Raw genomic sequence first — 24,170 nt, forward strand, 5'->3', positions numbered from 1 at the left:
CAATCCTTTCAGTCGATGCGATCGGGGGAATTACATGCCGCGGAACAGGCTCATGAAGGGCTGGCTGACGGTGAGCGTTTCGCTGCGCCCGCGCAGCGCCAGGCGGCCCTTGCCGGTGTCCTCGCGCACCACCGAGGCGACCGCCTTCATGTTGACGATGGTGGAGCGGTGGATCTGCTTGAACACCTGCGGGTCCAGCACGTCGAGCAACTCGCGCAGCGGCGTGCGCAGGATCGCCTCGCCGGCGGCGGTCATCACCGTGGTGTATTTCTGGTCGGCCTGGAAATACGCCACCTCGTCCAGCGCGATCAGGCGCGTCTCGCGGCCGCTGCTGGCGGTGAGCCAGGCCAGTGGCGGCGCGACGCTGGGGGCAGCAGGGCGTGCGGACAGGCGCTTCAGCAAGGTCTCCAGCAGTTGGCCATCCGGCTGGCCGGCGGCGGCGCGCTGCTGCACGCGCTGCCAGGTGGCCTGCAGGCGCTCGCGGCTGATCGGCTTGAGCAGGTAGTCCACCGCACCGTGTTCGAACGCATCGATGGCGTACTGGTCGTAGGCAGTGACGAACACCACCTGGGTACGCGGGCTGACCTCGCGCAGCGCACCCGCCACCTCGATGCCGGTGAGCCCGGGCATGCGGATATCCAGAAACACCACATCCGGCTGCTGGGTGGCGATGGTCTCCAGCGCGCTGGCGCCGTCTTCGCATTCGCCCACCACCTGCAGCTGCGGGCACACCTCGGCCAGCAGCGCGAGCAGGGACTGCCGCAGCAACGCTTCGTCTTCGGCAATCACCGCACGCAGCGCGCTCATGCCTTCACCTGCGCGGTGGAGTTGTGCGTGCCTGGCAACGGCGGCGGCATGCGTGTGGCGGTCATCTGCGCCGGCAGAGGCAGGCTGATGGTGGCGGCCACTCCGCTGGGAAAATTGGACACGATGGCAAAGCTGGCCTTGCCGGCGTAGATCAACTGTAGCCGCTCGCGCAGGTTCTTCAGGCCGATGCCGGTGCCCTGGGTGTGGGTGCCGAAGCCCTGGCCATCGTCGGCTACGGTCAGCGTGGCGTGGTCGTCGACGCGACGCGCAAGGATCCATATCGTACCGCCGCCGGGCTTGGGTTCCAGCCCGTGCTTGATCGCGTTCTCCACCAGGGTCTGCAGCATCATCGACGGCAGTTGCAGCGCGCGCAGCTCGTACGGCACTTCCACCTGCAGGACCAGTCGCGTGCCCATGCGGATGCGCAGGATTTCCAGATAGGCCTGGGTACGTTCGAGTTCTTCGCCCAGGGTGGAGATGGCCCCATCGGCACTGGGCAGCGAGCTGCGCAGGTACTGGATCAGGTGCCCGATCATGATCTCCGCGCGCGGCGGGTCGGTGCGCGCCAGTACCTGCGCGCTGGCCAGCGTGTTGTAGAGAAAGTGCGGCTCGACCTGGGCATGCAGCAGGTTCAGGCGGGCCACCGCCAGTTCCTTTTCCATCACCGATTGCTCGGCCGCGGCCTGTTCGTCGCGACGCTGCTCGCCGACCCGGCGCACCACCGCACGGTTGATCGCCTCGGCATTCTCGTAATTGCTGCCTTCGTCCACCGCAAACAGGTCCACCCAGGCACCGGCGTCGGGTTCGCACAACACGGTGACGCTGCTGGTGCCCTGCCCCGGCGCGATCGTCACCAGCACCTGGTTGCGCTTGATCGCAAAACGCGCGAACAGGTTCCAGCGCGAGGGCTGACGTCCTTCGTAAGGGTCGATGCGGCACACCTTGGCGCGGATCAGCAGGCTGCCGGGCGCGCATTCGATGTCCTGCACGCGCGGCAGCACACGCACGGCCTCTTCGACCACGGCAAAGCTGGCCTGCACGTCCAGCGGCACCTCGATCTGGCGGCGCTGGCGGGTCGACAAGGTGTCGTGATCCAGCCGCCCGGCGATCAGGCGCACCCGCCGTACATGCGTGATCGCACTCATCAGGGCCAATGTCAGCAGCACCACGCAGATCAGCCCGAAGAACGCGCCCGTGGAGCCGAACAACTGCGCCCACATGATCCCGGCCACCACCAATGCGGCGGCCCAGGCGAACACGATACGCACGATCAGGAAGACGCTGGCAGACACGGTGGCGACTCGTTGGGTTGGGACGCGGCGAGCATAGCCGGCAAGCGATCGGGCGAAAGCCCCGGGCGACGAATGGCCGCCGGCGCGGCCTCAATTGCCCGGATCGCGGTGCGAAACCTGCTTGGTCGGCGGTGGCAGGCACAGATGCGCGCGGTATGCTCGGCGTGCGCGACCGACGATGCTGCGGGTGCCGGTCGCTGGCGCGCAGCGCATGGCCTGGCGTTTACCGGTACTGCACCGCGCGCGCTACGCGTGGCCGGCCGCGCGGGCGCCGTTATCCCAATCACCTTCTCTACATCGCTCAGGAGCCGCATGCACCGTCGTCATTTCCTGCACAGCGCCGGTCTCGCGCTCGCGGCCGCTTCCACCGGGAGCTGGGCCGCGACCGGCAAGGCGGCCGCTGTGCCGTCCTCGCCGCTACCCGCCATGCCGCCGGGCGCCTCGCCCGACCAGTTCGCCGCAGCGCCGCCGCTGGCGCCGATCCGTGCGGCTGTCGATCGCATCATCGCGATCAACGGCTGCACCCGTCCGTTCCGTGCACAGGGGCCGCGGATCGAGGCCGAGCGCATCGGCCGCAAGACGGTGGTGCACAACTACGGACATGGCGGCAGCGGGTGGTCGCTGTCGTGGGGCGCGGCCGAGCATGCGCTGCGGCTGGTGCGTGCCGCCGATGCGGATGCGCGCGAGTTGGCGGTGATCGGCTGCGGCGCGATCGGGCTGACCACCGCGCTGGTGGCGCAACGCGCGGGCCTGCGCGTGCGCATCTATGCGCGCGAGCGCCTGCCGGATGTGCGCTCGTTCTACGCCACTGGCGTGTGGTCGCCGGACTCGCGCGTGTGCACCAGCGAGCACGCCAGCGCGGATTTCAGGACCCGCTGGGAAGAGATGGCGCGCATTTCGTTTCGTCGCTACCAGACCCTGCTGGGCCTGCCGGGCGAGCCGATCGAATGGCGCGATGGCTATGCGTTGTCGGATGTGCCGTTCGATCAACCGAGCGCGTCGGCCGAAGCGCACGAGCCGGACTACCCGCTACTGGAGCGCGACCTGCTTGACGATCTGGGCCCACGCTCGCAACCGGTTGCGCCCGGCAGTCATCCGTTTCCGGTGCCGTTCGTGCGCCGCTACAGCCAGCTGACCTTCAACCTCAGCGCCTACGCGCGCCTGCTGATGGACGACTTTCTGCGGGCCGGCGGCGAGCTGTACACGCGCAACTTCGAGCATCCGCGCCAGTTCGGCCAGTTGCGCGAAAAGATCCTGGTCAATGCCACCGGCTATGGCGCGCGTGTGTTGCTTGGCGACGACAGCGTCATCCCGGTGCGTGGGCAGACCGCCCGCCTGATTCCGCAACCGGAAGTGACCTACGGCTTGGTCTGGCGCGGCCACAATCTCAATGTGGTGCCACGCCGCGATGGCTTGCTGGTGCAGTCGCAAGGTGCCCACGATTTCAACAACCCCGATGCCACGCCGGATCACGCCGCGTCCGCTGCAGCGGTCCGCGAGCTGGCACGGTTGTTTCCTGCGCGCTGAATCGGTTTTCCCGCGCGCTGCGATCAGGACTCGCCGAGCGAGGCCTGCAGCGCGCGGGCCAGTGCGGCATCGCCGCTGACCAGCTCGTCCCAACGCAAGGCCACGCCCTTGCGTCGGCCTTTTTCGACCAGCTTCAAGCCCTGCGGGTCGATGATCAAGGTATAGGCCTGCTCGCCGATCTGCAGCTCGCGGCGTAACGGTTTGTCCAACGGCGTCATGGCAGCTCCAGGAGCAAGAACGAGCCATCGGTTGTAGCGCATCGGTCTGCAACGGCGTGCATTCCCCGTCGTGCATGCCGCGCGGTGCGGGTGCAATCGCTGCGCGTCCGTATCGACATCCGCGCAATGGCATCGACATCGACATCGGCACAGGCGCACCGGTGCCGCATGCAAGGCCGCGGTGTGCGTTGTGCGCATGCATCTCGAGGAGCCGGCATCAACCTCGGTCGGTTGCAGTGCAATTGCCACGGCTCGGCGCTGGCGAATCGATTGCATGCGCATCATCACCGCGCCACTCACGGCACAGGTCGTTATCGCCTCAGCATCACCGCATCCACCGATCGCGCTAACACGCCGACGATTAGCGTAGCGACCATGCGAGACAGCGCGAGCAAGCACGACAACAACGCTGCATTGCAGGCTTGGCGTCAGTCAGTCAGGCAACGCAATGCTGGAGTGACGACGCAGCTGGCTCGCACGCATTGAAGGCAAGACGCACACACGCTGCACCGCATCGTTTATCTACCTATCCATCCAAAGGAGCCGCCCATGGCGATCAAGACAATTGAAGAGCTTTTCGTCCACGAGCTGTCGGACATCTACAGCGCAGAAAAGCAGTTGACCAAATCGCTGCCGCGTCTGGCACGTGCGGCCACCGAACCCAAGCTGGTGGAAGCGTTCAAACTGCACCTGGAAGAAACCCAGGGCCAGATCGAACGCATCGACCAGATCGTCGAACTGCTCGGCATCAAGCTCAAGCGCATCAAGTGTGCCGCGATGGAAGGCCTGGTCGAGGAAAGCCGCGAGGTGATCGACGAGATCGAAGAAGGTCCGGTACGCGATGCGGCACTGATCGGCGGCGCACAGAAGGTGGAGCATTACGAGATCGCCTCGTACGGCACCATCGCTGCGATTGCAAAGCAGCTTGGCTATACCGATGCGGTGAGCTTGCTGCTGTCGACGCTGGAAGAAGAAAAGGCCACCGATGAAAAGCTGACCCTGCTCGCCGAGCAAGGCGGCAATCAAAAGGCATCCAAGGCCAGCAAAGCGGCCTGATGCATCGCGCGGGCGGCGCTGCCGCCTGCGTGTGTCCGCATCCCGCGGGCAACCCCCACCCGTAGCCAGCCTCAGGTTTCTGCGCGCATGCCGCGTTGCAGTCGTCGCCGGGCGCCAGCCAGGAAATACGATCCATGTTTATGCATAACAAGCGTCTGATGTACACCGTTCGCGTTGCCGAACCCAATCCGGATCTGGCCACGTTGATGCTCGAGCAGTTCGGCGGACCGCAAGGCGAGCTTGCTGCAGCGATGCGGTACTTCACCCAGGCATTGGGCGAAGACGATCCGGGCCGCAAGGATCTGTTGTTCGATATCGCTACCGAAGAACTGAGCCACCTGGAAATCATCGGCTCGATCATCGCCATGCTCAACAAGGGCCCCAAGGCCGTGTTGTCCGAGGGCATGGAAGAGGCCATGGAGATGCGCTCCATGACCCAGAACAGCACCAGCCACACCCAGCAGATCCTGTATGGCGGTGGCCCGGCCCTGGTCAACTCCAGTGGCGTGCCGTGGACATCGGCCTATGTCGATTCGATCGGTTGCCCGACCTCGGACATGCGCTCCAATATCGCTGCCGAAGCACGCGCCAAGCTGGTCTATGAGCGCCTGATCACCGTCACCGATGATCCGGGCATTGCGGATGCGCTGCGCTTTTTGATGACGCGCGAAGTGGCGCACCAGAAGTCGTTCGAGAAGGCGTTGTACTCGATCGAGCCGAACTTCCCGCCGGGCAAGCTGCCGGGCGACCCGCGCTTTACCGACATCTACTACAACATGTCGCAGGGCGAAGGCGATACGGTTGGCCCGTGGAATGCCGGCGAGCAGTGGGACGTGGTGGCAGACCGTGAGCTGCAGTCCGCAGTCGACGGTGGCGATGGTTCGGCCACGGTTGCGCTGGATGCGACCCAGACCGAGGCATTGGATGCGATGTCGCTGCGCCTGCTGTCCAATCCCGAGCTGGATCGGGTGACCGGTGCGGACCTGGGCGCAGGCCCGGGCGCCGGCTCCACCACCGGCGACATCCAACGCTGATCTTCAGCGCTAGCAGTTGCCGAGACTGGCCCGGGTCGTTCGCGACCCGGGCTTTTTAATGCGTAACCTACTGTGGACAGCAGGCTGCATGCCGTTGGTCGTCTTGCGTTAGCTATCGCGGCAACGTCGAAGTGTGGTCTGCGACGCCCGTGCAACACGGGTGGCTCGATACAAGACGCCGACGAATACGCAAGGTGTTACCGAACGACTGAAAAGAAAAGAGGCCCGACGGGCCTCCTGGTATCACTGCGTGCCCGCGCCTTTCACACCGGCGCGGCCTGCTGGGCATGCGCTTCGCTGGCCCACTCCGGACGCACGCCTGCTGCGGTGGTGCAGCGTTCCAACCGCCATGGCAGCAGATGACGCATGGCCTCCTCGCCACTGACCTGCAGCCATTGCGTGGCATCGCCTTCGACGCATAACGGGCGTTGTGTCGGTAGGCTGGTCGAGGAAGCGACCAGCAACGAGAACCCCATCTGCAGGCGGCCACCGATATCCATGACATTGCGCAGGCCCGCGGCGTACAGCGCGCCACCGTCCTGACTCAACCAGGTCGCCGACGTGGCGCCATCAGCCGATGCGGCGCAGACAAAGCCACACAGCGGGATCAGGCAGCGCTGGGTTTCCCAGATGGCGAGGTCGACGCGCCCCAGCCACTCCGGCTCCTGGGTATTGATCGAGCGCTGCTGTCCTGGAGCACGTCGACCGAAGGTTGCACGCTCCTCGCGCTTGCCGCCACGGTCGGCAACCAGAATGTCGGCATCGGCACCGACACCGATCTCGACCCAGGCATTGCTCGCAACGCGGCCCGACAACTGAAGAATGCGCGTAATCATGTTTACTCCACTGTGCATCTTGATGACAGCAGGAGCTACGCACAATACGCGCCAAGTTTTTGGGACGCCGCGCAACGATGCACTGCAATGGTCTTGCATGACGGCCGTGGCATCGGCACCGTCGCGAGGTGCGAATCCGTCGCAACATCTGCACGCACGCGCAGGATTTTCCGTGAGGGGCGCGTCGGAATGCGCAGCATTTCGCACATCGGCATGGCCGCGCCCGCCAGAGTGCGCACGGACTGCACGTGCGCGCGCAGGTGTCTACCGATCGTGCAGCGAGGTCAACGGCAACTGGATCTCGCATTCCAGGCGTGTATCGCTGAGCTCGTAACGCGTCTGTGCGCCATGGCTGTACGGCAGCGCCTTTTCGATCAGACGGCGGCCGAATCCGCCGGCCTGGTCGCGGTCGTCGCGTCGCTGCTGGCTGGCGCCTTCTTCGATCCACGACAGCACCAGGCGTGCGGAAGCGTCGTTGGTGGACACCACGTCCCAGCGCACCGACAGCGTGCCGGTCTCCACCGCCAGCGCCCCGTACTTGAGCGCATTGGTTGCCAGTTCGTGCAGCGCCAGCGCCAGCGTCTGCACCGTGGACTTGCGCAGCGCCACATCCGGGCCTTCCACCACGATGCGCTGTTGGTCGGGCTCGGCACCAAGTGCATCCAGCTCCATCCGCAGCAGTGCGCCGATGGTGGTGGGCTCGTTGTCCGACTGCGACAACAGCCCTTGCACACGCGACAACGCAGAGAGCCTGTCGTCGAACCTGCCGGCGAATTCCGGCATGCTGTGGCTGGTCTGGACGGTCTGCTTGGCGACCGACTGCACCACGGTGATCAGGTTGCGGGTGCGGTGCTGCAATTCGCTGACCAGCACGCGCTGCTCGTCCTGCAGGCGGCGCAGATTGTCCGATTCGGTCGAGGTTCCCAGCCATTCCAGTACCTGGCCGCGTTCGTCCAGCACCGGCGCGCTGCGCGTATGGAACCAGCGGTAGCCGTCTTCAGCTGCGTTGAACAGGCGGTGTTCCACATCCAGCCCGCCGGTACGCGCACTGTCGTGCCAGGCATTCAAGGTCAGCTCGCGCTCGTCCGGGTGCACCGCCTGCAGCCAGCCCAGCTCCAGGCTCTCGCCATCGCGCTGGCCGGTGTAGCTGGACCACTGCGGGCTGGACCAGGTCCAGCGGCCGCCATCGAGCGAGCGCCACACCAGTTGCGGAATGCCTTCCATCAAGGTGCGCAGGCGCTGCTCGCTGCTGCGCAACGCGCGCTCGGCGCGCGTCAGCGGGGTGACGTCCATGAAGGTCAACACTGCACCGCCGATGAAGTTGTTGACGGTGCGGTACGGCAGCACGCGCACCATGTAGCGCGCACGGGTGGCGGGGTTCTCCACCTCGCGGTCCAGCACCGCCAGCGTGCGGATCACCCGGCGCACGTCGTCCTGCAGCTCGTCGTAGGCCACGTGCAGCTTGATGTTGCTGATCGGCCGGTGGATGTCGCTTTCCACCAGCGGCAGGATGTCGGTGACCGCGGGAGTGAAGTTGGTGACGCGCAGCTCGTTGTCCAGGAACACGGTGGCGATCTGGGTGCTTTCCAGCAGGTTCTTCAGATCGCTGTTGGCATGCGCAAGTTCCTGCACGCGGTGAGCCAGCTCGCCGTTGACCGTGGTGACCTCCTCGTTGACCGACTGCAGCTCTTCCTTGGAGGTTTCCAGCTCCTCGTTGGCGCTCTGCAATTCTTCGTTGAGCGACTGGTATTCCTCGTTGGAGGACTTGATCTCCTCGTTGGTGCTCTCCAGCTCCTCGATCATCGACTGCAGCCGCTCGCGGGTCATGCGCAGCTCGTTCTCCAGCGCCTGCACGTGTGCGTTGTCGGACACGGTATCTTTCGGCGGCGCCAGCTCGGCCAGTTCACGCGCTTCCACTTCCTGGAACAACACCACATAGCCGCGCGGCACGTCCGAATCGGAGGTCGGCTCCACGAACAGGTCCACCGCCAGGGTCGCCGCGTCCTCGTGCATCTGGATGCCCCTGGCCTGCACCGGCGTCATGTCCGCTTCGGCACGGCTGAGCGCGCTGCGCAACTCCAGCCGCAGGTCGCGGTGAACCAGGTTGAGCAGGTTGAGGCTGGGCGCGCCGCCGCCGGGACGGATGAAACGCCCGGCCTGCGAGGAGAAATGCAGCACGTCGAAATGCTCGTCCAGCACCGCATAGGCCGGGGCATAGCGATCGGCGATGCGCTCGCCGGCGCGCACCAGTGCATTGCTGACACTGCGTTGCTGGCGGTTGGCCGCCGGTGCATGGCCGTCCAGTCCGAGCGAAGACGACGGGAAGGTCGCATGCATGCGGCTGTCGGCATCGATCTTCTGGAACACGCGGAAGCTGCGCTCCACCGGTGCGAACAACTTGGCATGCCGCGAGACGTTTTCGGCATTGCCCAGGAACAGATAGCCGCCCGGCTTGAGGGCGAAGTGAAACACCGGGATCACCCGGTTCTGCAGCTCGGCGTCCAGGTAGATCAGCAGATTGCGGCACGACACCAGATCCAGCCGCGAGAACGGCGGATCCTTGACGATGCTGTGCTGCGAGAACACGCACAGCTCGCGCAGCTGCTTGCTCACCACATAGGTATCGCCCTCCTTGACGAACCAGCGCTGCAGGCGCTCCGGCCCCACGTCGGCGACGATGCTGGACGAATAACGGCCCACCCGTGCGATGGCCAACGCCCGCCCGTCGATATCGCTGGCGAAGATCTGGATGCGTGGCGCCACGTCCAGCGTCTGTGCGTGCTCGCGCAACAGCATCGCCAACGAATAGGCCTCTTCGCCGGTGGAGCAACCCAGCACCCACACCCGCAGGTGATCGCCCGGCTGCTTGCCCTGGAACAGGCGCGGAATCACCTGCTGCTCCAGAAACTCGAACTCGCGGCGGTCGCGGAAGAATTGGGTCACGCCGATCAGCAGATCGTTGAACAGCAGCAGCGGTTCGTCGAAGCGGCTGCGCAGCTGCTCCAGATACTGCTCCAGCGTGTCCACCTGCACCACCTGCATGCGTCGCTGCACGCGGCGCAGGAAGGTGGCGCGCTTGTACCCGTGGAAATCATGGCCGGTGGCATTGCGCAGGATGCTGGCGACCTGGCTGAGCTGATCGTTCTCGCTGCCGTTACGCACGCCCACCGGTGCCGGATGACCGAAGCGATGGTGGCGTTGCATATGCGCGGCGATGCGTGCGGCCACGCGCGGCAGCGGCAGGATGTCGTCGCTGATGGCGGCCGGGTTGCCGGCACTGCGCAGATCCATGCCGTGCAAGGACGGGTCGTCCACCGCCAGCGCCAGACCGCCGCATTCCTTGATCGCGGCCGTGCCCAGGGTGCCGTCGCCGTCGAAGCGGCCCATGATCAGGCCGATCACGTTGCCGTCCTGGTCGTGCGCCATCGAGACGAAGAAACTGTCGATCAAACCGTGATCGCTGGCCTCCTCCAGGGAGCGCAGCCGCAGCCGGCCTTCTTCCAGGGTCACCAGGGTCTGGCTGGGCGGCAGGTAAATGCGCCCGGGATGCAGCGCATCGCCATCCTCGGGCGCCAGCAGCAGGCTGGATTGCGGGCCGAGCAACTCGCGCAGGCGCGGCTCGTCCAGCAGATGACGATCGCGCAGCAACAGCATGATGACCAGATTGGGCGCGCCGGTGACCGCGTCGAGCAGTTCGGCCAGGCGGGTGGCATCCAGACCATCGGCACCGACACCGAGAATGAATAACGGCGGTGGCGCCACGGCCTCGTGCGCAGGAGGCGCTGCGGTGTCGTCGCAGGAAGTGTCGTCGTCAGTCATTGCAGCCATCGCATCAATCGCGCCGGGTGTGGGCGCAATCGTCAATGATGGCGCAAACCTGCCTCTACTGCTACGCGACGTCTGAGCGATACAGCTGCCTTGCACAGACCGGTACTGGAAGCGCCTGCTTACGCGCGGCGTTAACCGACGCGACGCGCACTATGGCTTGCGCGTCGCCAGACAGCGCCACCGCTTTAGGAGTTCGCCATGCTGGACAATCCACTCAACGGCCGCCGCATCCTCGTGGTCGAGGACGACTATCTACTGGCCGAATCGCTCAACGATCTGTTGGTGGAGGCCGGCGTCTATGTGCTTGGACCGGTGGGCAATGTGCCGGAGGCGCTGTCGCTGGTGACCTCCGGGCAGACCATCGATGGCGCATTGCTCGACGTCAATGTGCGTGGTCAACCGGTGTTTCCGGTTGCCGACGCACTGCTGGAGCGCGGCGTGCCGTTTTCGTTCTGCTCCGGCTACGACCGCTATACGCTACCGCCGCGGTTTGCGCACCTGTCGTACTGCATGAAGCCGTACAACCCGCGCACCATCACCGCCCTGCTCAGCAACCAGACCCAGCCTGCCGAGCATTACTGATCAGCGCTGTCGCTGGACACCCCATCGTCCTGGCGCAGGGCGCGCTCTTCTTCGCCCAGTTGATTGAGCAACTCCACCGCCGATTGATGGGTAGTGCGCAAGGTCTCCATGGGCTTGGAAGTCTCATTGCGTAACGCATACAACGCAAAGCCCATCACATTGAGGCGATTGCGCAGCTGATGCAGCAGCTCGCGCCGCCGCCCCTGGGATGCATCGCCCACTACGCGTCCTTGTCGCTGAGCCGGTTGTGCAAGGTGCGCACGCTGATCCCCAACTCGCGCGCCGCCGCCTTCTTGTTGAAGCGCGTGCGCGCCAATGCCGCCTCGATCATGGCGTCTTCGGCCTGGCGCATGGTCCACCCCGCCGGAATCAGCAAGCCGTCTTCGTCGGCCTGTGGCACGGTCTGCACCACGTCCGGCGCGCTCAGCAGATCGCCGTCCGCGCGCAGGTACAGATAGCGGATGAACGAGCGCAGCTCGCGCACGTTGCCCGGCCAGGTGTGGTACGCCAGATAGCGCAGCAACGACTTGGTCGGCAGCTTGCGGGTGCCGTACTTGACGTTGAGCTCATCGATCACGCGCAGGCCCAGCAGCCGCGCATCGCCGCGACGCTCGCGCAGCGGCGGCACCTGGATCGGGTACTCGTTGAGCCGGTAGAACAGATCCTCGCGCAGCACGCCGTGCTCGCGTTGCACATGCTGGTGCGTTGCCGCGACCACGCGCGCGTCCAGCGGGATCTCCTCGCTGCCACCCACGCGCATGAAGCTGCGCGACTCGATCGCGCGCAGCAGGTAGACCTGCAGCCGGGTCGGCATCTCGCCGATCTCATCCAGGAACAGCGTGCCATCGGCGGCCTGTTCCAGGAATCCGGCGTGCCGACGATCGGCGCCGGTGAAGCTGCCGCGCTCGTGACCGAACAACTGGCTGGCCAGCAGTTCCTCGGGAATCGCACCACAGTTGACCGGCACGAAGCGACCACGCCGGCCGGAGACCCGATGAATCGCGCGCGCGACCAGATCCTTGCCGGTGCCGGTCTCGCCGGTTACCAGCACATTCAGATCGGTCGGCGCCACGCGCACGATGTCCTTGCGCAACAGCACGATGCTGTCGCTGTTGCCGATGATGCCCAGGTTGCCCTGCTGCGCTTCGCGCAGGCCGCCGAGCACGCGTTCCAGCCGTTCGGGCGCAAACGGCTTGGTGAGGAACTCGCTGACGCCGAACTGCTGCGCGCGGCCCTGGGTTTCGTAGGCGTAATCGCCCGAGACCACCACGATCTGCGGCGTGTGATCCGGGTCGAGCCGTTCGATGAGATCGAAACCGCTGCCGTCGGGCAGGCCAACGTCCACCACCAACAGGTCGGGGAAGTTGCTGTCCAGCCAACGGCTGGCTTCGCCAAGGGTGTGGATGCCCTTGGCACGGAAGCCGCTATCGGTGGCTAACTCAACCACCTGATCGCAGAACTCCACGTCGTCGTCGATGATGGCGCAGGAAAGACGGTCCATGGGCGCTTCTGTCCGCAATGACTAGTACATGTTCAGTTGAGAATTGTGACGGCGGCGCGAAAAACACGCCTGCACGTCACCACGAGATGGCACATCGTTGTCACGGCCGTCCGGCCGCGTGGGTGCTCGCTCCCCCAAGTCGAGCTCGCCGTAAAAGTTTGACCGAAGTACGCACGGCAATGCCGGATTACGCCAGTGCCAAGCGTCATGGTCGGGGTCGGTAGGCGCGTCGAATTGGTCGAAACGCCAAGGAGCGCAAGGTTTGCAGGAGATGGAGGGCAGCCCGAACACGGGTCCCGCTGGACCGAGCTGGCGGATCAGCTCGCTTGGCCTGCGCTATGACGCGCCTGCTGGACTGTCGGCTCGTGCCGACGTGGATCGTTGCCGCTTGGGGCCTTGCGCAAGCGCGGCCGCAAGGCACCGGGCGCGCTGTGTTGCCACTAGCCTACACACTGGCCGTAGAAAAAATGTGCATGGGGCTGCCAGGGCCGGCGCTGTGATACGACGGCGGAGTTGCGTGCGCTTGCATCGCGAACACCGGAACTGCAGCGTTGAGCGCGACTCAGCGCTTCTCAGAGCCGTCTGGTCGTTCGTAATCGTGTTCGGGGTCGGCCTTGTTCACATCGCGGTCTTCGTCGGGCATGTCGTGCACCTTCCACTCGACATCCTCATTGCGCTGCTCCTGCGGCGTAAACGGCTTTTGCTGATCGTCATCCGGACCCCATGGCTTTTTCGGTTCACTGCCCATCGTCGTTCTCCTGCGTTTGTAGTCTTGAGCCCACGCTAGGCCGGCATGCATTGCACAGCAGTGAACAAAGCTGCGCGATGGCGTGAAGCCAACGCCGCGCGCAAGCGGCGGCATCTTCAACACACACGCCGCCGACATTGCCTAGCCCGCGCGTTTACGTTTGCGCACGCACACTGCCGGTCATTGTGATGCGTCACACCGCCAGGAGACCGAAATGCCCGTACCCAACTATCCGCGCCCGCCATTCAAGCCGCAGCAGCAGAACTTTCCCGGGCGTACCGAGAAGATGGACCCGCGCCCGGATCATGGCGAAGACAGTTATGTCGGTCATGGGCAGCTCATCGGCAAACGTGCATTGATCACCGGCGGCGACAGCGGCATCGGTGCGGCCGTGGCGATCGCGTATGCACGCGAAGGTGCCGATGTGGCGATCGCCTATCTTCCTGACGAGCAGGAAGACGCCGCCAAAATCGGCGCATTGATCGAAAAAGCCGGCGTCAAGGCCTTGCTGGTGGGCTGCGATATCAGCGACCCCGCCCAGGCGGCTGCGTTGATCGAACAGGTCAACAGCACGTTCGGCGGCCTGGATATCCTGGTCAACAACGCCGGCTATCAGAAGTATTTTGAGAACTTCGAAGACATCACGCTGGAGGAATGGCGCAAGACCTTCGACACCAATGTGCATGCCGTGTTCCACCTGGTGCAGTTGTCGGTACCGCTGATGAAGGACGGCGGCTCCATCATCAATACCGCCTCGGTGCAGTCCAAGAAGCCGACGCCGAACATCCTGCCGTATGCCGCAACCAAGGGTGCGCTGGCCAACCTGACGATTGGCCTGGCCGGCGTGCTGGCCGACAAGCACATCCGCGTCAATGCGGTGCTGCCTGGTCCGATCTGGACACCGTTTATTCCCGCCGGCATGGATGAGGAGTCGGTGGAAAACTTCGGCGGCCAGACGCCGATGGGTCGCCCCGGGCAACCGGTGGAGCTGGCATCTGCGTACGTGATGCTGGCAGCCGATACCGCCAGCTACACCTCGGGCACGTTGCTCACCATTGCCGGTGGCGCGGTCACGCTGTAACCCCATCCAACCTTGCACCTGCTTGTAAAGCCCGCCTCGCTTGCTTAGCGAGGCGGGCTTTTTCGTTTGCTGCAGCGTGCGCTTGCAGCTGCCTGATGCGACCTCGTCTCTTGCACTGTACTGCGCACGCAACATGTCGCGCGCGCACACACCCACAGTCACGGTGAGGTTCCGGTCAAGGCCATACTCGCGTGGCACGCACCCACCACTGTGCCTGCTCTCACGGCCCGCCTCCTACCGTAGGTGGCGTTGGACCGTGATGCACAACTCCTTTCTTCTCGCCCAGAGCTGCCTGCCACCCCCTGCGTGGCGCAAGCGCAATGTCCTGCCGGCGCGATGACATCACGCAACACGCATGAAACGTGCGAGGTGGTGCATCCGCGCCATTGATAGGCCGGCGCGTCAGCGCCCTCCACAAGGCAGACATCCATGAGAATTTTGGTCACTGGCGGCACCGGCTATATCGGCTCACATACCTGCGTCGAGTTGGCGCGACGTGGCCATGAAGTGTGCATTGTCGATAATTTGAGCAACTCTTCCGAGCGCGTACTCGACCATCTGCAGCACTTGATGGGTTTCCGCCCGGACTTCCATCGCATGGATGTGCGCGCGCCCGAGCTGGCTGAGCTGCTGACTGCGAAGAAGATCGACGCGGTGCTGCATTTTGCCGCGCTCAAGGCGGTGGGCGAATCGGTGCGCGAGCCGTTGCTGTACTTCAACAACAACGTGACCGGCACGCTGGCGCTGTTGCGTGCGATGCGCACCGCCAAGGTGACCAGGCTGGTGTTCAGCTCCTCGGCCACCGTCTATGGCGATGCCAACACCAGCCCGATCCGCGAAGACGCGCCGCTGAAGGCGATCAACCCGTACGGGCGCACCAAGCTGATGATGGAAGAGATGATCGCCGACCTCAGCGCGGCCTGGCCGGAGTTCAATGCGGCGCTGCTGCGTTACTTCAACCCGGTCGGTGCACATCCCAGCGGGTATCTGGGCGAAGACCCGCGTGGCGTGCCGAACAATCTGATGCCGTATATCGCGCAGGTGGCGGTCGGTCGCCGCGATGCGTTGCAGGTCTTTGGCGACGACTACCCCACTGCCGATGGCACTGGCGTGCGCGACTACCTGCATGTGATGGATCTGGCACGCGCGCATGTGGATGCCATCGACTACCTGCAGCGCGAGCGCACCGGCCTGGTGGTGAACCTCGGCACCGGCCGCGGCTACAGCGTGCGCGAAGTGGCCGCCGCGTTCGAGCGGGCCAGTGGCCGGCGCATTCCGCTCAGCATTGCACCGCGTCGCGGTGGCGATGTGGCGGTGTATTACGCCAACGCCACGCTCGCCCATCGCCTGCTCGGCTGGAAGGCCGAACACGACCTGGACCGCATGTGCCGCGATACCTGGCGCTGGCAGTCCATGCACCCGGATGGCTACGCCACCTCGCGCCTGAGCCGGCCGCGCACGCCGGCTCCGGTGCCGGAAACCGAGCTTGCCCGCGACGCAGTGGCACCGGTACGCCGCCTGTTGCCGGCGGCCGATGGCCGTCGTCGCAGCGAGCCGGCGCGCCCGCTGCTGCTGACGGACCGTCTGTCGCGCGCCTGATCGGCGCGCATTCCTTTCTTCTAGTGAGGTCATTCCATGAGTTGGGCTGGTCAGTTCCATTACGACATCGGCAAGACCCGCCGAGCCGTTTCGTCCGACAGCACGCCGCAGTTCGATCCGTCCCGGACCACCCTGCTGTGCCTGTCGCATCTGCGCTGGAGTTTCGTCTACCAGCGCCCGCAACATCTGATGGCGCGCTTTGCCGGCGACTTCAATGTGCTGTTCTGGGAAGAGCCGATCGCCTGCGATGAATCCGAGCCCTGGCTGCAGGTGCGTGGCGAAGAAGGCGGCCTGCATGTGCTGGTGCCGCGCCTGCCGGCCGGCTGTACCGGCGACGCCGCGGTTCAAGTGCAGCGCCAATTGCTGGACGGTTACCTGGCCGAGCTCGGCGTACGCGACCTGCTGTTGTGGTACTACACGCCGATGAGCCAGAGCTTCAGCGCGCATCTGCATCCGCGTGCGATCGTCTACGACTGCATGGACGAGCTGTCGGCATTTCGCGGTGCACCGCCCGAGTTGGTGCAGCGCGAGCGCGAGCTGTTGCAACGCGCCGACGTGGTGTTCACCGGTGGCTACAGCATCTGGGAAGCCAAGCGTGCGCTGCACTCCAACACGCATGCCTTCCCCAGCAGCGTGGATGTGGCGCATTTCGCCGCCGCACGCCAGCCACAGCAGGAGCCAGCCGATCAAGCCGATATCCCGCATCCGCGTCTCGGCTTCTATGGCGTCATCGACGAGCGCTTCGACGTGGCCTTGCTGCGCGACATCGCCGAGCAGCGGCCACAGTGGCAGTTCGTGATGATCGGGCCGGTGGTCAAGATCGCCGCGTCCGAGCTGCCGCAGGCCGCCAACATCCATTACCTCGGCGGCAAGACCTACGACGAGCTGCCCGGCTACCTGTCCGGCTGGGAGGTGGCGCTGATGCCGTTCGCGATGAACGCCTCCACCCGTTTCATCAGCCCGACCAAGACCCCCGAATACCTGGCCGGCGGCTGCCCGGTGGTGTCCACACCCATCCACGATGTGGTGCGCACCTATGGCGACACCGGCGTGGTGCGCATTGCCGACACCGTCGCGGCCTTTGTTGCCGCCTGCGAGGCCGCGCTGCGCGACGGCGCCGATCGCGAGCAGCTGCTGGAAACCGCCGACCAGGTGCTGGGCGATATGTCCTGGGACCACACCTATGACTTGATGAAGGAGAAACTCACGTGGAAGCAATGACACCGTCGGGCACCGTCCCGCTGGCGAGCACGCGCACCCTTGGCGGCACCCGGCGCGGATTCGACTACCTGATCATCGGCGCAGGCTTTGCCGGCAGCGTGCTGGCCGAGCGCCTGGCGGCAGGCCTGGGCAAGCGCGTGATGGTGGTCGACCGCCGCCCGCATATCGGCGGCAATGCCTACGACTTTCATGACGACGCCGGGGTGCTGATCCATCGCTATGGCCCGCACATCTTCCACACCAATGCGCAGCGCATCGTGGATTACCTGTCCAACTTCACCCAGTGGCGGCCCTATGAGCACCGCGTGCTCGCGCAAGCAGGCGAGCAGCAGGTGCCGATCCCGATCAACATGACCACCTTGAACCGGCTGTATGGCCTGCAGCTCACCACCGAAGAGGAGGCTGCCGCGTTCCTGGCCAGCCGCGCTGAGCCGGTGGCCGACATCCAGACCAGCGAGGATGTGGTGATCAACCAGGTGGGCCGCGAACTGTACGAAACCTTTTTCCAGGGCTATACGCGCAAGCAATGGGGTCTGGATCCGTCGCAGCTGGACAAGTCGGTGACCTCGCGCGTGCCCACCCGCACCAACGACGACGACCGCTACTTCACCGACACCTTCCAGCAGATGCCGCTGCATGGCTATACGCGCATGTTCGAACGCATGCTCGATCACCCCAACATCAAGGTGATGCTCAACACCGACTACCGTGAGATCCGCGACGAACTGGACTACGACCAGCTGGTCTACAGCGGCCCGGTGGACGAATACTTCGACTATTGCTACGGCAAGCTGCCGTATCGCTCGCTCAGGTTCGAACACAGCACCGTGGATCAGGAACACTTCCAGTCGGTGGCCACGGTCAACTACCCGGCCGAAGATGTCGCCTACACGCGCATCACCGAGTACAAGCACCTGACCGGTCAGCAGCATCCCAAAACCAGCCTCACCCACGAGTACCCTTCGGCCGAGGGCGATCCGTATTATCCGATCCCGCGCGCGGAAAACGCCGAGTTGTACCGGCGCTACGAGCGGCTGGCGGCCGAAACGCCCAATGTCACCTTCCTGGGGCGGCTGGGCACCTACAAGTACTACAACATGGATCAGGTCGTCGGCCAGGCGCTGGCCTTGTTCAAGCGTATCGAAGAGGCCGAGCACCAACGCCGCGCCGAACTGATCGCCTGAGCACCGGATGTCACCCTGCAGACGTCTGGTTGCGGGTGATGCATGAAGCGGCTCACCGAGCCGGCGTGTCGTGTCAGCCACTTTCCATTGCTCCGCTGCCAGACTGCGGCGGAGATGCAGCAGGACCCCAGATGCATAGCCCCACAGTGTTCGACAGTTTCTTCATGGCGGGGTTCGAGTGTTCGACCCATCGCCGTCGCGATGGCCGCCGGCTGGATCTGATCGCCGGCACCAGGCACGACCGCTGGGCGGCAAACGACTACCGCGCCGTCGCCGCACATGGCATGCGCACGGCGCGCGACGGCTTGCGCTGGCACCTGATCGAGCAGCGGCCCGGACATTACGACTGGTCCAGCTTCCTGCCGATGCTGCATGCCGCCAATGCCGCCGGCACCCAGGTGATCTGGGACCTGTGCCATTACGGCTGGCCGGACGATGTGGATATCTGGAGCCCGCAGTTCGTCGATCGCTTCGCACGGTTTGCCGCCGCGGCGGCGCAATGCGTCAAGAACGAAACCGATGCGGTGCCGTTCTATGCGCCGCTCAACGAGATCTCGTTCTGGGCCTGGAACGGCGGCGATCACGCGCGCATGCATCCGCTGGCACGCGGGCGCGGCTTCGAGCTCAAGCATCAGCTGGTACGCGCCACCATCGCCGCGATCGATGCGGTGCGCCAGGTGGAGCCGCGCGCGCGCTTCGTGCAGGTGGACCCCGCCATCCATGTGATCGCCTCCAACGACCGCCCCGGCCCGCGTCGCGAAGCCGAGCGCCTGCGGGTGGCGCAGTTCGAAGCCTGGGACATGATCTGCGGCAAGCAGTGGCCCGGCCTGGGCGGCGCGCCGCAGTATCTGGACATCGTCGGCCTCAACTACTACGCCGACAACCAGTGGTATCTGGGCGGTACGCCGATTCCGCGCACGTCCGCGGACCACCGCCCGCTGTCGGCGATCATGGATGAGTTCTGGCGGCGCTATCAGCGCCCGCTGATCATCTCCGAAACCGGTGCGGAAGGTGACAAACGCGCCGGCTGGCTTGCGCACGTCGGCAGCGAAGTGGCACTGGCCATGCAGCAAGGCGTGCCGATGGAAGGGATCTGCCTGTATCCGGTGCTGGACTATCCGGGCTGGGACAACTACCGCCATTGCCCCACCGGCGTGTTCGGCTACGCCGACGAACACGGCCAGCGCCCATTGCATGACGGGCTGGCCGAGCAGTTGCGCCGCGAACACGAACGCTTTGGCCTGCCTGCACCGCAGCGTGCGCTGGCCGACATCGATACGTGAACACCGTCGCGCAGCCCGCCCTGTTGCCGGACACTCCCGCGCGCTTTCTATGGCATTACATTCGCCAGCGGCCCTGGCACTTTGCCGGGTTGCTGCTGCTGATCATCGGCGCTGCCGGCTGCGCGGTCTCGGTGCAATACGGCATGAAGGTGCTGGTCGATGCGATGGCCACCGACCAGCGGAGCGAAGCCAATGTCTGGTTGCCGCTGGGCTTGTTCATCGGCCTGATTGCCATCGAAAACCTGCTGTGGCGGCTGGGCGGCTGGCTGGGCTGTCGCACCGTGGTGGCCAGCGTGGTGGATATCCGCGTGGATCTGTTCCGCCACCTCACCGGCCACCCGATGCGCTATTTCAGCGAGCATTTTGCCGGCGCCCTGGGTAATCGCATCACCGCGCTGGGCAGCGCGGCCGGGCAGATCTATGGCGGGCTGGCCTGGAAGATCGTGCCGCCGATTGTGGACTTCATCGGCGCCATCGTGCTGCTGCTCACCGTGGACTGGCGCATGGCCGCCACCTTGATCGGCTTTATCGCGGTGGTGGCGGCCATCATCACCAGCTTCGGCATCCGCGGCCGCGCCAAGCACCAGCGCTTTGCCGCGCAGGCCGCACGCGTGGGCGGCGAGCTGGTGGATGCAGTGTCCAATGTGTGGACGATCAAGGCATTTGCCGCACGCGACCGCGAAAGCGCGCGGCTGGCCGAGCAGATCGGCTACGAGGCGGTCGCCCATCGCCGCAGCTGGATGTACGTGGAAAAGGCCCGCGTGATCCACGACATCTGCCTGTCGGTGATGGCGGGCGGCATGTTGATCTGGGCGATCAGCATGTGGCGCGCCGGCACGGTGAGCGCGGGCGACGTGGTGCTGGTCAGCGCGCTGACCTTCCGCATCCTGCACGGCTCGCGCGACCTGGCGCTGACGCTGGTGGATACCACCCAGCAGCTGGGCGCCATCGCCGACACGCTGCAGATCATCCTGCAACCGCATGCCATCGTCGATGCGGACGCACCGCTGGCCCTGGCCCAGGGCGATGTGCGGTTCGAAGAGGTGCGCTTTGCCTATCCGGATCGGGCGGCGGTGCTGGATGGATTGAACCTGCATATCCCTGCCGGCCAGAAGGTCGGCATCGTCGGGCCCTCCGGTGCCGGCAAGTCCACCTTGATCGCCTTGATCCAGCGCCTGGACGATGTGCAATCCGGACGCGTGTTGATCGATGGCCAGGACATCCGCAGCGTCAGCCAGGACAGCCTGCGCGAAAAGATTGCGGTGGTCCCGCAGGAAACCGCGCTGTTCAATCGCAGCATTGCCGACAACATCCGCTACGGCCGCCCGGAGGCCAGCGACGCGGAGGTGCAGGATGCTGCGCGGCACGCATTCTGCGATGGATTCATCCGGCAGCTGCCGCAGGGCTACGACACCCAGGTCGGCGAACGCGGGGTCATGCTCTCGGGTGGTCAGCGCCAGCGTCTGGGCATCGCCCGCGCGTTTCTGAAGGACGCACCGATCCTGATCCTGGACGAAGCCACCTCGTCACTGGACACCGAGTCGGAAGCGGAAATCCAGGCCGCGCTGGATCACCTGATGCGCGACCGCACGGTGCTGGCGGTGGCGCATCGTCTGTCCACGGTGATCGGCTTCGATCGTATCGTGGTGTTGCAGGAAGGCCGCGTGGTCGAGGACGGCAACCCGGCACAGCTACGTGGCCATGGGGGCGTGTTCGATGGCCTGTGGCAGCGCCAGGCGGCGGGATTCGAGCAGGCTATGCCTGATCAGCAATGACGACTGCTTGGAGATGAGATCGCCCAGCACTCGCTAAGCATGTTGCGTGTTGCGAACCTGATCGACGCGTGCCACCCATGCCCATAACGACAACAGGCAGCCGAAGCTGCCTGTTGCCTGTATCGCACCGCGCATCACGCGGTGCCCGATCAACATCTCTGCCTGATCAGTGCGCCTGGCTCGACTTGGCGCGCAGGGACTTGGCATGCTCCAGATGCTGGGCGATGGTCTCGCGTGCACGCTGCAGTTCCTTGCCCAGATCGCTCGAACCCGGCTCGCTGGCCAACTGCGCATCCAGCAACGTCAACGCCTGCTCGTGGCTGGTCACGCTGGCCTGCAGGTACTGCGTTTCGAACTCCTTGCCGTTCAAGCCTTCCAGACGCTTGCGGGTGCCGTCAGCGCGGGTGGTTGCGGCCTGCGCCAGCGTGCCGCTGCGATCCGGTGCAAACCGGCTGAGATCGGTCAGTGCCGCACTGTGGGCCTCGTCCATCTTGCGTGCAAACTGCAAGGTCTCGCCACCGAGTCCCTTGACGACTGCCAGCTGCGCCAGCGTGCGCTCCTGCTCGTTGAACACCACCAGCGCACCAAGCGCCTGCTTGCGATCGCCGGAGATTGCAGCGGCATCACGCAACGGGTCGCCATGCGGCGGCGTGCTCCCCGCATTGGCCGGCGCGCTCAGCGTCTGCGGTTGAATGTCGCGATCGTTGTTCTTCGGGCTGGCCGCTTCACCAGACTCGTTCTGACGACGCTGCCATGCCTTGTAAGCCACGTAGCCCACTGCACCGGCGGTCACCATCTTGAAAATTCCCATCGTTGTCTCCTGGTTGATCGCGCAAGGCACGATCGTTGATTGTCGGGGTCGCATGGTCGCTGCACGCATGAGCTGCGAACGATTCAGCGTGGCCTTCGAGAGTGCGAGCGCGCGGGTTATCCAGACGTGACACGCGCATCAACGCCGCGTCGCCAATCGAACGCGTCCACACCGTGCGCACGTGCCGTGCTGACGGACTTAACGGCGCGCTGCCGACACTGGCTGTGTTGCCGCACACCGACGGCCTATCCGGAGAACCCCCATGCTCGCCCTCAACTACCACGGCTCACGCGATGTCCGGGTCGAAACCGTGCCGGACCCGGTCCTGGTCGAACGCGACGATCTCATCCTGCGCGTGACCGCCACCGCCATCTGCGGTTCGGATCTGCATCTGTACCGCGGCAAGATCCCGGATCTGCGGCATGGCGATATTCTTGGCCATGAGTTCATGGGCATTGTCGAAGACGTGGGCCCCGACGTCACCGCCGTCAAACGCGGCGACCGCGTGGTGATCCCCTTCGTGGTGGCCTGCGGGCGTTGCTTCCACTGCATGCTGCAGGAGTTTTCCGCCTGCGAGACCACCAATACCGGCAAGGGCGCGGCGCTCAACCACAAGGACATGCGGCCGCCGGCGGCGCTGTTCGGCTTCAGTCATCTGTATGGTGGTTTGTCCGGCGGGCAGGCCGAATACGTGCGCGTGCCCAAGGCCAATGTCGGGCCGTTGGTGGTGCCCGATGCATTGCATGACGAGCAGGTGCTGTTCCTGTCCGACATCCTGCCGACCGGCTATCAGGCCGTCATCGATGCCGGGGTCAAGCAGGGCTCGACGGTGGCAATCTTCGGTGCCGGCCCGGTGGGCCTGATGGCAGCGGCATGCTGCCGCATGCTGGGCGCCGAGCGCATCTTCATGGTCGACCGGCATGCCTACCGGCTGGACTTCGCGTCCAAGGCCTACGGCATCATTCCGATCAACTTCGACGAGGTCGACGACCCGGCCGATGTCATCGTGTCGCAAACCGATGGCCGCGGTGTGGATGCCAGCATCGAAGCGGTGGGCTTCGAGGCCGAAGGCAGCGCGATTGAAACCGCACTGACCAACTTGAAGCTGGAAGGCAGCAGCGGTGTTGCCATCCGCCAATGCATTGCGGCAACGCGCCGTTGCGGTGTGGTCAGCGTGCCGGGCGTGTATGCCGGCTTCATCCATGCCTTCATGTTCGGCGATGCCTTCGACAAGGGATTGAGCTTCAAGATGGGCCAGACCCATGTGCAGAAGCACATGCCGCACTTGCTGGAATGCATTGGCAATGGCGACCTCAAGCCCAGCGCGATCATCTCCCATCGCATGCCGCTGGCCGATGCGGCGCGTGGCTATGAGCTGTTCGACAAGAAGCAGGACGATTGCCGCAAGGTGGTGTTGACGCCGTAACAGCCAGCAACGCTGCAAACGCAAACGGCGCGGTCGATGACCGCGCCGTTTGCGTTGCTGGCTCGTGTGGCCGGGTCAGTCCAGCGGTTTGGCCGGCACGAACGGCGACACCGGATCGCTGGCCGGAAAGGTTTCTTCCAGCGCATCGTCCTGCAAGGCGTCCTGCTTTTCCTTCTCGCTGCGTTGGTCGTCTTGATCGCCGGCCAGATCGGGCGCGGTTGCGTGTTGATGGGCAGTATTCATAGGATCTCCTGTCGCGTTGATGCGGACCACCCAACGCTACGGTGGTCTGCCGACGGCACAGGTGAAAGAGGTCTTCGCATCGGCGCGACAAAGGCAACCGTTTAGGCGAACGTCGGAT

At 65.0% G+C, this 24,170-nt stretch carries 21 protein-coding genes; 11 read left to right on the top strand and 10 right to left on the bottom strand.

The window, feature by feature from the left end:
* Positions 1-30: 30 nt before the first annotated feature.
* Both AC1PLA_RS18135 and AC1PLA_RS18140 read right to left on the bottom strand, forming a co-directional pair.
* Positions 31-807, bottom strand: a complete 777-nt coding sequence (locus AC1PLA_RS18135; RefSeq protein ID WP_039518725.1) for a LytR/AlgR family response regulator transcription factor — start codon at positions 805-807, stop codon at positions 31-33.
* Positions 804-2,099 (bottom strand): sensor histidine kinase, encoded by a 1,296-nt coding sequence (locus tag AC1PLA_RS18140; RefSeq protein ID WP_481105069.1) that lies wholly within the window; start codon positions 2,097-2,099, stop codon positions 804-806. Before AC1PLA_RS18140 ends, AC1PLA_RS18135 begins: the two co-directional genes overlap by 4 nt.
* A 312-nt stretch (positions 2,100-2,411) precedes the next feature.
* Here AC1PLA_RS18140 and AC1PLA_RS18145 point away from each other — a divergent pair, with 312 nt between their 5' ends.
* Positions 2,412-3,626, top strand: a complete 1,215-nt coding sequence (locus AC1PLA_RS18145) for an FAD-dependent oxidoreductase (RefSeq protein WP_481105070.1) — start codon at positions 2,412-2,414, stop codon at positions 3,624-3,626.
* Positions 3,627-3,649: 23 nt separating this feature from the next.
* Here the strand turns inward: AC1PLA_RS18145 and AC1PLA_RS18150 are convergent, their stop codons facing one another.
* Positions 3,650-3,844, bottom strand: coding sequence for a hypothetical protein (locus AC1PLA_RS18150; protein ID WP_039816086.1), 195 nt, complete (start codon positions 3,842-3,844; stop codon positions 3,650-3,652).
* 549 nt (positions 3,845-4,393) lie between these two features.
* Between AC1PLA_RS18150 and AC1PLA_RS18155 the strand changes: the two genes are divergently transcribed.
* Positions 4,394-4,900, top strand: coding sequence for a YciE/YciF ferroxidase family protein (locus AC1PLA_RS18155; protein ID WP_016900918.1), 507 nt, complete (start codon positions 4,394-4,396; stop codon positions 4,898-4,900).
* A 134-nt stretch (positions 4,901-5,034) separates the two neighbouring features.
* Positions 5,035-5,934 carry a manganese catalase family protein gene (locus AC1PLA_RS18160; RefSeq protein ID WP_481105071.1) on the top strand — a complete coding sequence of 300 codons (900 nt, stop codon included), beginning with the start codon at positions 5,035-5,037 and terminating at the stop codon, positions 5,932-5,934.
* Between the two features lie 263 nt (positions 5,935-6,197).
* Here AC1PLA_RS18160 and AC1PLA_RS18165 read toward each other — a convergent pair whose 3' ends face one another.
* Both AC1PLA_RS18165 and AC1PLA_RS18170 read right to left on the bottom strand, forming a co-directional pair.
* Positions 6,198-6,770 carry a hypothetical protein gene (locus tag AC1PLA_RS18165; RefSeq protein ID WP_016900920.1) on the bottom strand — a complete coding sequence of 191 codons (573 nt, stop codon included), beginning with the start codon at positions 6,768-6,770 and terminating at the stop codon, positions 6,198-6,200.
* Between the two features lie 264 nt (positions 6,771-7,034).
* Positions 7,035-10,589: a CheR family methyltransferase gene (locus tag AC1PLA_RS18170; protein ID WP_481105072.1), complete on the bottom strand. Its 3,555-nt coding sequence runs from the start codon at positions 10,587-10,589 to the stop codon at positions 7,035-7,037.
* 207 nt (positions 10,590-10,796) lie between these two features.
* Here AC1PLA_RS18170 and AC1PLA_RS18175 point away from each other — a divergent pair, with 207 nt between their 5' ends.
* Positions 10,797-11,180, top strand: coding sequence for a response regulator (locus AC1PLA_RS18175; protein WP_039518715.1), 384 nt, complete (start codon positions 10,797-10,799; stop codon positions 11,178-11,180).
* Here AC1PLA_RS18175 and AC1PLA_RS18180 read toward each other — a convergent pair.
* The 3 genes from AC1PLA_RS18180 to AC1PLA_RS18190 all read right to left on the bottom strand — a co-directional run bounded on the left by AC1PLA_RS18180 (position 11,174) and on the right by AC1PLA_RS18190 (position 13,429).
* Positions 11,174-11,401 (bottom strand): hypothetical protein, encoded by a 228-nt coding sequence (locus AC1PLA_RS18180; protein WP_039525141.1) that lies wholly within the window; start codon positions 11,399-11,401, stop codon positions 11,174-11,176. The two genes, AC1PLA_RS18175 and AC1PLA_RS18180, sit on opposite strands and share 7 nt — an antisense overlap.
* The gene (locus AC1PLA_RS18185; RefSeq protein ID WP_016900924.1) at positions 11,401-12,681 is read right to left on the bottom strand and encodes a sigma-54-dependent transcriptional regulator; all 1,281 of its coding nucleotides are present in this window, start codon (positions 12,679-12,681) and stop codon (positions 11,401-11,403) included. Before AC1PLA_RS18185 ends, AC1PLA_RS18180 begins: the two co-directional genes overlap by 1 nt.
* Before the next feature lie 562 nt (positions 12,682-13,243).
* Positions 13,244-13,429: a hypothetical protein gene (locus AC1PLA_RS18190; RefSeq protein ID WP_016900925.1), complete on the bottom strand. Its 186-nt coding sequence runs from the start codon at positions 13,427-13,429 to the stop codon at positions 13,244-13,246.
* A gap of 214 nt (positions 13,430-13,643) precedes the next feature.
* On the opposite strand from AC1PLA_RS18190, the gene AC1PLA_RS18195 reads away from it, so the two are divergent.
* The 6 genes from AC1PLA_RS18195 (at position 13,644) to AC1PLA_RS18220 (ending at position 21,572) form a co-directional block, all read left to right on the top strand.
* Complete coding sequence (locus tag AC1PLA_RS18195) at positions 13,644-14,510, top strand: glucose 1-dehydrogenase (protein WP_102253341.1); 867 nt, start codon at positions 13,644-13,646, stop codon at positions 14,508-14,510.
* 429 nt (positions 14,511-14,939) lie between these two features.
* Complete coding sequence (galE, locus tag AC1PLA_RS18200) at positions 14,940-16,109, top strand: UDP-glucose 4-epimerase GalE (RefSeq protein WP_026064005.1); 1,170 nt, start codon at positions 14,940-14,942, stop codon at positions 16,107-16,109.
* 36 nt (positions 16,110-16,145) lie between these two features.
* Positions 16,146-17,330, top strand: coding sequence for a glycosyltransferase family 1 protein (locus tag AC1PLA_RS18205; protein WP_481105073.1), 1,185 nt, complete (start codon positions 16,146-16,148; stop codon positions 17,328-17,330).
* Positions 17,327-18,514 carry a UDP-galactopyranose mutase gene (glf, locus tag AC1PLA_RS18210; RefSeq protein ID WP_481106230.1) on the top strand — a complete coding sequence of 396 codons (1,188 nt, stop codon included), beginning with the start codon at positions 17,327-17,329 and terminating at the stop codon, positions 18,512-18,514. The genes AC1PLA_RS18205 and glf overlap by 4 nt, the downstream gene beginning before the upstream one ends.
* A gap of 131 nt (positions 18,515-18,645) precedes the next feature.
* Positions 18,646-19,797: a beta-glucosidase gene (locus AC1PLA_RS18215; RefSeq protein WP_104570762.1), complete on the top strand. Its 1,152-nt coding sequence runs from the start codon at positions 18,646-18,648 to the stop codon at positions 19,795-19,797.
* Positions 19,794-21,572: an ABC transporter ATP-binding protein gene (locus AC1PLA_RS18220; protein ID WP_039518703.1), complete on the top strand. Its 1,779-nt coding sequence runs from the start codon at positions 19,794-19,796 to the stop codon at positions 21,570-21,572. Before AC1PLA_RS18215 ends, AC1PLA_RS18220 begins: the two co-directional genes overlap by 4 nt.
* Before the next feature lie 166 nt (positions 21,573-21,738).
* On the opposite strand, the gene AC1PLA_RS18225 is transcribed toward AC1PLA_RS18220, so the two are convergent.
* Positions 21,739-22,383, bottom strand: a complete 645-nt coding sequence (locus AC1PLA_RS18225) for a DUF4142 domain-containing protein (protein WP_024938478.1) — start codon at positions 22,381-22,383, stop codon at positions 21,739-21,741.
* A gap of 262 nt (positions 22,384-22,645) precedes the next feature.
* Here AC1PLA_RS18225 and AC1PLA_RS18230 point away from each other — a divergent pair, with 262 nt between their 5' ends.
* Positions 22,646-23,809: a zinc-dependent alcohol dehydrogenase gene (locus AC1PLA_RS18230; protein ID WP_024938479.1), complete on the top strand. Its 1,164-nt coding sequence runs from the start codon at positions 22,646-22,648 to the stop codon at positions 23,807-23,809.
* Positions 23,810-23,884: 75 nt separating this feature from the next.
* Here AC1PLA_RS18230 and AC1PLA_RS18235 read toward each other — a convergent pair whose 3' ends face one another.
* Entirely contained in the window at positions 23,885-24,052 is a 168-nt protein-coding gene (locus tag AC1PLA_RS18235) for a hypothetical protein (RefSeq protein ID WP_164737064.1), read from the bottom strand.
* Positions 24,053-24,170 lie beyond the last annotated feature (118 nt).

Source organism: Xanthomonas sp. NCPPB 1826 (assembly GCF_056725285.1).

Coding starts and splice junctions, on each gene's coding strand:
- AC1PLA_RS18170 (WP_481105072.1), bottom strand. CDS start 10,589: ATGACTGACGACGACACTTCCTGCGACGACACCGCAGCGCCTCCTGCG.
- AC1PLA_RS18230 (WP_024938479.1), top strand. CDS start 22,646: ATGCTCGCCCTCAACTACCACGGCTCACGCGATGTCCGGGTCGAAACC.
- AC1PLA_RS18235 (WP_164737064.1), bottom strand. CDS start 24,052: ATGAATACTGCCCATCAACACGCAACCGCGCCCGATCTGGCCGGCGAT.
- AC1PLA_RS18165 (WP_016900920.1), bottom strand. CDS start 6,770: ATGATTACGCGCATTCTTCAGTTGTCGGGCCGCGTTGCGAGCAATGCC.
- AC1PLA_RS18225 (WP_024938478.1), bottom strand. CDS start 22,383: ATGGGAATTTTCAAGATGGTGACCGCCGGTGCAGTGGGCTACGTGGCT.
- glf (WP_481106230.1), top strand. CDS start 17,327: ATGACACCGTCGGGCACCGTCCCGCTGGCGAGCACGCGCACCCTTGGC.
- AC1PLA_RS18175 (WP_039518715.1), top strand. CDS start 10,797: ATGCTGGACAATCCACTCAACGGCCGCCGCATCCTCGTGGTCGAGGAC.
- AC1PLA_RS18155 (WP_016900918.1), top strand. CDS start 4,394: ATGGCGATCAAGACAATTGAAGAGCTTTTCGTCCACGAGCTGTCGGAC.
- AC1PLA_RS18215 (WP_104570762.1), top strand. CDS start 18,646: ATGCATAGCCCCACAGTGTTCGACAGTTTCTTCATGGCGGGGTTCGAG.
- AC1PLA_RS18195 (WP_102253341.1), top strand. CDS start 13,644: ATGCCCGTACCCAACTATCCGCGCCCGCCATTCAAGCCGCAGCAGCAG.
- AC1PLA_RS18145 (WP_481105070.1), top strand. CDS start 2,412: ATGCACCGTCGTCATTTCCTGCACAGCGCCGGTCTCGCGCTCGCGGCC.
- AC1PLA_RS18150 (WP_039816086.1), bottom strand. CDS start 3,844: ATGACGCCGTTGGACAAACCGTTACGCCGCGAGCTGCAGATCGGCGAG.
- AC1PLA_RS18185 (WP_016900924.1), bottom strand. CDS start 12,681: ATGGACCGTCTTTCCTGCGCCATCATCGACGACGACGTGGAGTTCTGC.
- AC1PLA_RS18205 (WP_481105073.1), top strand. CDS start 16,146: ATGAGTTGGGCTGGTCAGTTCCATTACGACATCGGCAAGACCCGCCGA.
- galE (WP_026064005.1), top strand. CDS start 14,940: ATGAGAATTTTGGTCACTGGCGGCACCGGCTATATCGGCTCACATACC.
- AC1PLA_RS18160 (WP_481105071.1), top strand. CDS start 5,035: ATGTTTATGCATAACAAGCGTCTGATGTACACCGTTCGCGTTGCCGAA.
- AC1PLA_RS18135 (WP_039518725.1), bottom strand. CDS start 807: ATGAGCGCGCTGCGTGCGGTGATTGCCGAAGACGAAGCGTTGCTGCGG.
- AC1PLA_RS18190 (WP_016900925.1), bottom strand. CDS start 13,429: ATGGGCAGTGAACCGAAAAAGCCATGGGGTCCGGATGACGATCAGCAA.